Here is a 6,511-nt window from a genome sequence, read left to right as displayed (position 1 = left end):
GTCCCGACGTGGTCGGTGTCGAAATCAGCCACGGTTCACCTCCGAGTTTCCGAATGCGGTATCGATGTCGAGCGTCAGGACGGGGCCGCCGCGACCGTCGACTCCACCGTCGATACCCGGCGCGGGGCACGGGGCGAAGGTCCGTTCGGTGCAGACGATGTCGACGTCCAGATTCTCCGGGAGGAGAATCTCCGCGTTGCCGAACCGGTTTTCGATCGCGACGGTGTGGTCCTCGGTGAGCGCCAGGTTACGCAGGTCCAATCGGAGATTCCCCATCTGCACGGCGTATTCGGGTTGCAGTTCGGACGCCGAGACCGGAGAGTGCTCCTGCTGACCCCACCGCGAGGTGTCGATCGGGCCGATCATCGACGCCAGTACCACGAATCCGATGAGCGGACCGGTCACCACCAAGAGTCCGTGTCCGCGGTGCAGGAACGCGCCGAGCAGCAGACCGAGGCCGATCACGGCGAGGGCGATCGCGCCGATCCGGGCCGGTGTCAGCCAGTCCAGTCCGGTGCCGGCGGCAACCGCGCCTGCCGCGGCGGCGGCAAGCACCGCCAAACCCAGGATCGTCGTGGTCAGCCGCGACCGCGGTTGCTTCCGCACCGGTTCGGGCGTTCGTACCGGGGTCGGCTCGGGAAGATCCCACGCGAACGGTGCGACACCCAGCGGATCCCACGACGGCGGTGTTGCCGTTGCACCGAGCGGGTCGGGCGCCGAGTCGGTCTCGGGGGAGGTCGTGGCCTCGGCGGATGCCGCAGATTCGGGAGCAGCAGGAGTGGCCTTGGCCCAGGAGTCCGGGTCGATCGGGGCCGCCGTTTCCCGCATGCCGTGTCCCTGCATGCCGTGTCCCTGCATGCCGTGCGAGAACGGTGTGCACCGTCCATGGAACGGTCCGGCACCGTGCGAGAACATCGCAGCCGTCGGCGGGAACGACAGATCGGCGAACGGATTCTGGGTGGACGGATTCTGGGTGAACGGATTCTGGGGAAAGGTGCCGGGTGCGGGCGGCGGCAGCGTCGGCGGTGTCGGCTGCCGCAGGTACAGCAGATACAGCCCGCCGAGCATGAGCATCAAGCTCACGAATCCGGAACCGCCGAGGCCGGCACCCATCGGGCCGAAGGCGCTCGCCGCGACCGCCAGGGCCACCAGCAACACGATCACCTTGGTGCTCGAATCGGCACTGTGGCCACGCCCGACGAGAGATTCGACCGGGGAGGCCGAATCGCCGTGCCGTGCCAGCAGCACCCAGGCCGCCAGGTACACGATGATGCCCGCGCCGCCGAAGAGGGTGGACACCACGAACGCGATCCGGATCAACACCGGATCGACGCCGTAGCGCACGCCGACCCCGGCACACACACCGGCGACGTGCCCACGATCGGGTAGCCGCACCGGTCGGGTGCGCCACATGTCCGAAAGCTGCTCGGGGAAGCTGCGCGAGTTCATGGCTTCCATCCTGTCCAAGTCGAGACGGCGGCACATCAGGGACGAACCCTGATCTTCACGACCCGCACCTGGCCCGGCATATCAGGGTCGGTCCCCGATGCCGGAGGCGTCGATTGCGTGCCAGTATCGAAGGTGTGCAGCCGGTAGCAGATCTTCCCGTGCTCGTTCCCCGACTCGAGCGTCGTGTCGGGGGTCGCGTCGTGGGCGGCGTGGCAGGCGGTCTCGCCGATCATCTGGGCGTCGATGTGATGAAGGTGCGGGTCGCGTTCACGGTGCTCGCGGCGCTCGCCGGGTTCGGCATCGTCGCCTACGGTCTGCTGTGGGCGTTCGTACCACTCGGTTCGGACACCGAACCGGCGTCGCCCACCGAACGCCGCCGGGCGCTGGGTCTTGCGGTCATCGGCCTCGCATCGGCTGCGGGATTGTCCTGGTTGTTCAGTGGGGGTGCGGCCTCGGTGATCATGCCGATCATCGTGGTCGCGGTCGGTGCCGCCCTGGTGTGGCGGGAATTCGACGCCGACGGACCCCGCTCGGCGCTCGGGCTGCCCGCACATCCGACGGTACTCACCTGGGCCAGGGTGCTCGGTGGTCTGACCCTCGTCGTCACCGGTCTCGGCGTCGTGTTCCTCGCCCAGGTGGATGTGGCGGCGCTACGGTCGTCGTTGCTGGCGGTGGTGGTCACCCTCATCGGTGCCGGACTGCTGTCGGTGCCGCTGTGGGTGCGTATGTGGCGGGCGCTCGAACAGGAACGCGCGGCTCGGGTCCGCAACGAAGAACGCGAAGAGATCGCGTCGCACCTGCACGATTCGGTGTTGCAGACCCTCGCGCTCATTCAGAAGCAGGCCGGTGACGCGCCGGAGGTGGTGCGGCTGGCACGTAGCCAGGAACGCGAGTTGCGGCGCTGGCTGTTCGGCGGCGGGGAAAGCCCGCACACGAGTCTCGCCGAGGCCCTGCGGACGATCGCCGGTGAGGTCGAAGATCAGCACGGTGTGTCGGTCACCCCCGTGATCGTCGGTGACGTCGCTCCCGACGACGCCGATCTGCCCACCGAATCGTTCACCGCGGTGCTCGGGGCTGCGCGGGAGGCACTCGTCAACGCCGCCAAACACGCCGGGGTCGACAGTGTCGATCTGTTTGCCGAGGCCGAACCGGAGCAGGTCAGCGTGTTCGTCCGCGACCGCGGCTCCGGTTTCGACCAGGCTCTCGTTCCGGACGACCGCCAGGGCCTGGCCAAGTCGAGCCGCGCGCGGATCGAGCGTCGCGGTGGGCGGGTCGTCGTGAAATCCGAGCTCGGCAAGGGCACGGAGATCCGGATCCACATGCCACGCCTCGGTGGCACGGACGGCGCACCCCAGCCGACCGAAGCACCCCAGCAGACCGAAGCACCCCAGCAGACCGAAGCGCCCGAGGACTCCAGCGCGCACCCGGTCGACACCCACCTAGAGTGGCAGGAGGCCCGACCCCGACCCGAGGAGCACACGCTGTGACGTCGCCCGACGCCCCGACCACCACCCCGGCCTCACCGTCGTTTCGTGTTTTCCTCGTCGACGACCACGCTGTGTTCCGGTCCGGTGTGCGCACCGAACTGGGGCGTGAGCCGGACATGGAGATCGTGGGCGAAGCCGGTGGTGTGACAGAAGCGGTCACCGGGATCGGGACGACCCGCCCCGACGTCGTCCTGCTTGACGTGCACATGCCGGACGGTGGGGGAGTCGCGGTACTCGGCCGTATCGAGCACGGTCCGGTGTGCCTGGCGCTGAGCGTGTCCGACGCCGCGGAAGATGTGATTGCGGTGATCCGGGCGGGCGCCCGCGGGTACGTCACGAAGACGATTTCGGGTACGGAGCTGGCGGATGCGGTGCGTCGGGTCGCCGGTGGAGATGCAGTGTTCAGTCCCCGGCTGGCGGGGTTCGTGCTCGACTCGTTCACCGGCCGTTCCGCCGTACCCGAACCGCCCCTCGACCCCGAACTCGATTCGCTGACCCCGCGGGAACTCGAGGTGCTGCGGTTGCTCGCGCGTGGCTACACCTACCGGGAGATCGCCGAAGAACTGGTGATCTCGGTCAAAACCGTGGAGACCCATGCGTCGAACGTGCTGCGCAAGACTCAGCAGTCGAACCGCAACGCGCTGACCCGCTGGGCGCATCGCCGTCGGATCGATTGAGCCGGTCAGACGATCAGGGCGACGATCAGCGCCACGATCAAGGCCAGCACGATCAGCGCGACCATCGCCGCCATCGCCAGTGGCGCATATGCGACGAGGCGTTCGGTGGGGTCCTCCGGCACGGGACCGTTCGGGCGTAACCGGTCCACGAGTTCGGCCGGCCGGGGGATCCCCCGCGCGAATCCGCGCGATGACGCCACCGGTGCGGATGCGGGCCGGTCGACGATCGAACCGCGCGGTCGGGGTTCGACGATCGGGGTGGATCGTTGCGCCCAGGTAGGAATCGAGCCGTCCGCGGAGAAAATGGGGCGACCACGCAGCAGTGCCGGATCCATGCCGGGCCCGAGCGCCACTGCGGCGAGTCGGTCGCGGGCCTGCGTCATCGTCGGGCGGCGGGCCGGATCGGGTTCGAGCATGGCGAGCAGGACGTCGGTGAGGGAACCCGTGCGGGTCGGCGGGATGATCTCGGCGCGTGCGACGCGGTGCAGCAGAGCGATCGAGTCGGCTTCGAAACCGAACGGGGGCTGACCCTCGATGGTCGTGTAGAGGGTTGCGCCGAGGGAGAATACGTCACTGGCCTCGGTGGGGTCGTTGCCGCGCGCCACCTCGGGAGCGAAGTACGCGGGCGTACCGGCGATCACACCGGAGTGATCGGAGTCGCCCTTCGCCAGGGCGATCCCGAAGTCGCTGATCTTCACGACGCCGAGGTCTCGGCCGCGTTCGGCGACGAGGATGTTGCCGGGTTTGACGTCGCGGTGCACGATTCCCGCGGCATGCGCGGCGGCCAGGGCGTCGGCGACATCCGCCCCGATCTGCGCGACCTCGTACGGGGGCAGTGTCTCGACGGCGTTCATCACCTCGGCGATGCTGCGGGAGGGAAGGTATTCCATGACCAGCCACGGTTCGCCGGCGTCGAGGGCCACGTCGTACATTCCGATGGCGTGCTCGTGCGTGAGTTGCGCGGCGATCCGGCCTTCGCGCAGCGTGCGGCGCCGCACCTCGTCGGCGGCGTCGGGGTGCAGGTCGGCAATGGAGATGACTTGTTTGACGGCGACGTCGCGACCGAGTCGCTCGTCGCGGGCGAGCCAGACGGCACCCATTCCGCCGCCACCGAGTTTGGAATCGAGTCGGTAGCGTCCGGCCATCAGGTGACCCGGGCCTACGACCCTCCCCACTCGTTCCTGTTTCGACACCCTCACGACAGTAGTGGATGGGTGGGATTTTCCTGTGCTCGACGGCCTGGTCCGGGGCGTTCGACAGTCCGGGACGTTTGACGCCCGGTCCGGCGTCGGGTCTACTGAGGGCGCTCGAAAATATGTTCGACAGTTGTCGCTGAACCGCGTCTTCCCCGTGGTGTCGCTGTGTCGTGTGCGCACGGCCGACAGATCACAGAGGGGTGCCAGTGGGTGAGCTCGCCGAGTTCCCGCTCGACGGTGCGGACAAACCGTCACGACAGGAGCGGCTCGAGTCGCTGCGGCGGAGGATCGCCGCAATACCCGCGCGCGGGGAGATGGAGCGGGTCGGCCCCGTCGGGCTCTCCACCGGCCGGCCGCTGCCGGTCCCGCCGCCCCTTGCCGATGTGCTGCCGCACGGGGGTCTCGTGCGGGGATCCGTCGTCGTCGTCTCGGGGGCCACGTCGTTGCTGATCGGGATTCTCGCCTCGGTGACCGCTGCCGGAGGGCATGCTGCCGTCATCGGTCATCGTCGTCTGAGTCTGCTTGCCGCCGCGGAAATGGGGGCGCAACTGCGGCGGGTCGCCGTGATTCCCGATCCTGGACCGGACCCGGTGGAGATCGCTGCGGTTCTGCTCGACGGCATGGACCTGGTGGTTCTCGGTCTCGGCGGGGCCGTGGTGCCACCGTCGCGGAGCAGGGCGGTGACCGCCCGTGCCCGCAACAAGGGGGCGGTGCTCGTCGTCGTCGACGGACGATGGGACGGTGCGCAGCTGCGACTGGACGCGCAGGTCGGTGGCTACGACGGGGTGGGGAAGGGTCGTGGCAGGTTGTGCGGCACCCGGTTGTCGGTGCGAGCCCAGGGGAGGTCGTTCCCGGAGCGGACCACCCGCATGGATGTGAGCGCCGTCCGTACCCGGATCGAATGGGCGCACGCGGACCGCAGCGATCCGTTCAGCCGGCCGGGTCGCCCGGTGGCGTGGTGAGCGCCCGCGAACCGGCGCGGGTGCTGGCTCTGTGGTGTCCGGACTGGCCTGCCGTCGCCGCCGCCGCGGCGGACCTGCCTGCGTCGGAACCGGTCGCGGTGGTCTCGGCGAATCGGGTGGTCGCATGCTCGGCGACGGCCCGCGCGGCCGGGGTGCGCCGCGGTCTGCGTCGCCGCGAAGCGCAGGCGAGATGCCCGGAACTGCATGTGCTGCAGTCGGATCCGAGTCGTGATGCGCGACTGTTCGAGCCGGTGGTGGAGGCCGTCGATGCGACCGCTCCCGGTGTCGAGGTGCTCCGTCCCGGTCTGGTGGTGCTTGCCGCCCGCGGTGTCGTCCGCTGGTTCGGCTCGGAGGAAGTGGCCGCCGAGCGAGTGGTCGACGAGGTTGCCGCCACCGGGGTCGAATGTCAGGTGGGGATCGCCGACGAACTGTCCACTGCGGTGTTCGCGGCGCGACAGGCGGCACTGGTTCCTCCCGGAGGGTCGGTGAAATTCCTTGCGCCCCTGCCTATTTCCACGCTGAGCGTCGAACCGTCCCTGGCGGCGCCCGAACGCGGAGAACTGGTCGATCTGCTGCATCGCCTCGGGCTGCGCACCATCGGAGACTTCGCCGCGCTGCCGGTCGGGGACGTCGCCTCACGTTTCGGTACCGACGCGGTCGCGGCGCATCGCACCGCACGGGGACATCCGGAGCGACCCCCGTCCGGACGGGCACTGCCCCCGGACCTGACCGTCGAACAG

6 protein-coding genes are annotated in these 6,511 nt (G+C 69.2%); 4 read left to right on the top strand and 2 right to left on the bottom strand.

Annotated elements, in window-relative coordinates; translation table 11 throughout:
- Positions 1-24 precede the first annotated feature (24 nt).
- On the bottom strand, positions 25-1,449 hold the full coding sequence (locus WAX14_RS00305) for a PspC domain-containing protein (protein WP_422626109.1): 1,425 nt from the start codon (positions 1,447-1,449) through the stop codon (positions 25-27).
- Positions 1,450-1,583: 134 nt separating this feature from the next.
- Between WAX14_RS00305 and WAX14_RS00300 the strand changes: the two genes are divergently transcribed.
- Both WAX14_RS00300 and WAX14_RS00295 read left to right on the top strand, forming a co-directional pair.
- The gene (locus WAX14_RS00300; protein ID WP_422626108.1) at positions 1,584-2,936 is read left to right on the top strand and encodes a PspC domain-containing protein; all 1,353 of its coding nucleotides are present in this window, start codon (positions 1,584-1,586) and stop codon (positions 2,934-2,936) included.
- The gene (locus WAX14_RS00295) at positions 2,933-3,613 is read left to right on the top strand and encodes a response regulator (RefSeq protein ID WP_422626107.1); all 681 of its coding nucleotides are present in this window, start codon (positions 2,933-2,935) and stop codon (positions 3,611-3,613) included. Before WAX14_RS00300 ends, WAX14_RS00295 begins: the two co-directional genes overlap by 4 nt.
- A gap of 5 nt (positions 3,614-3,618) precedes the next feature.
- Here WAX14_RS00295 and WAX14_RS00290 read toward each other — a convergent pair whose 3' ends face one another.
- A complete protein-coding gene (locus WAX14_RS00290; RefSeq protein ID WP_422626106.1) occupies positions 3,619-4,758 on the bottom strand; it encodes a serine/threonine-protein kinase in 1,140 nt (379 codons plus the stop codon).
- Positions 4,759-5,015: 257 nt separating this feature from the next.
- Here WAX14_RS00290 and WAX14_RS00285 point away from each other — a divergent pair, with 257 nt between their 5' ends.
- Positions 5,016-5,771: a hypothetical protein gene (locus WAX14_RS00285; protein WP_422626105.1), complete on the top strand. Its 756-nt coding sequence runs from the start codon at positions 5,016-5,018 to the stop codon at positions 5,769-5,771.
- On the top strand, positions 5,768-6,511 hold a 744-nt coding region (locus tag WAX14_RS00280), incomplete at its 3' end, for a DNA polymerase Y family protein (RefSeq protein WP_422626104.1). The genes WAX14_RS00285 and WAX14_RS00280, both read left to right, overlap by 4 nt.

The organism is Rhodococcus sp. (in: high G+C Gram-positive bacteria) (genome assembly GCF_049299235.1).
Classification (GTDB): domain Bacteria; phylum Actinomycetota; class Actinomycetes; order Mycobacteriales; family Mycobacteriaceae; genus Rhodococcus.
The sequence above is the reverse complement of the archived record's forward strand: the minus strand, read 5'-3'. Positions and strand labels throughout refer to the sequence as shown.